Below are 1050 nucleotides of genomic sequence, written 5' to 3' on the forward strand. Positions count from 1 at the left end.
ACCCGGAACGCCCTGACCCGCCCAGCCGTTCCAGCTCCGCGCCGTCGGACCGGCATTCCGTGTCGAGGGAACCGGTTCGTTCCCTGCCCGCGAACCCGCCGGTACGTGTGACGGTGATCAGCATGGTGAAACCTCCTTGAACAGGGTGGGTGTGCTCACACTTCGCCTGCCCTCGAAAGCCGTACGCGAGCGTGTCAGCGCGGCATCGGCAGAAGATGTCCGAAAGTGGCCGGGCATCAGGAGCGTTGGCCGACAGGGACTGCGCAATCCCGCCGGATCCCGGGCGATGCCCGGCGGCGGCCCTGCGGGCTGTGGGGTCAGGGGCGGACGCCGATGACGGTCTTGGCGCGTGCGCCGCCGCGCTCCACCTTGAGCAGGGCGTCGGGGGCCTCGGCGAGCGGGAAGGCGGCCTCGACGATCGGCTGAAACTGTCGGGACTCCACCGGGCCGGCGAGCCGGGCCGGCTGCTCGCCGTGCGGGCGCATGGAGAAGCTGCGCGCGTTGACGTTCCACCGGGCCTTCTTGGCTTTGGCGTCCGGGATGGGAGCGATCGACACCAGGGTCCCGCCGGGCTTGAGCACCCGGAAGGAGCGCTCCTGGGTGTCCCGCCTATGGTGTCGAGGTCGGAGAGGATCTCGTCGAACTGCTCTGCCCGGTAGTCGATCACCCGGTCGGCGGCCAGCTCGCGACGAGGTCCACGCTGCCGGCCCTCGCGGCCCACGCCCGCCCAGGGCGCCCAACTGCTGCAGAACCTGCTGCAGGGCCTGCAGATCAGGCGCAAGGTCGATCCCGACCTCGCCCACGCCGCCGCCTGCCTGGACTCCGCGTTCGCGCTCCTCACAGGCTCCCGGGACCCCGCCACGGCGCACTCGGGCCCGGCAGCCCTGGCCACCACCACTCCCTGAATCCGGTCCAGGCCGGTCCCGGCCGGCCCCCCTCGACCGAGCCCTGCCCGTGCGAGGAAGCAGACGATGGCCGCACCCCGGGCCGGCGCTGCCGGCAGCGCCGGCCCGGGGTCGTACGGCCCGGTGGGCGGGGACCTCGCCTGCT

General features: G+C 72.8%; 1 protein-coding gene. It reads right to left on the minus strand.

Translation table 11 applies throughout. From position 1 onward, the window contains the following. Positions 1-317 precede the first annotated feature (317 nt). A complete protein-coding gene (locus AB0B01_RS30960) occupies positions 318-869 on the minus strand; it encodes a zinc-binding dehydrogenase (protein WP_361726342.1) in 552 nt (183 codons plus the stop codon). Positions 870-1050: the final 181 nt, after the last annotated feature.

Origin of the sequence: Streptomyces sp. NPDC044571, from assembly GCF_040647115.1 — a bacterium.
In the GTDB taxonomy this organism is placed as follows: Bacteria; Actinomycetota; Actinomycetes; order Streptomycetales; family Streptomycetaceae; genus Streptomyces.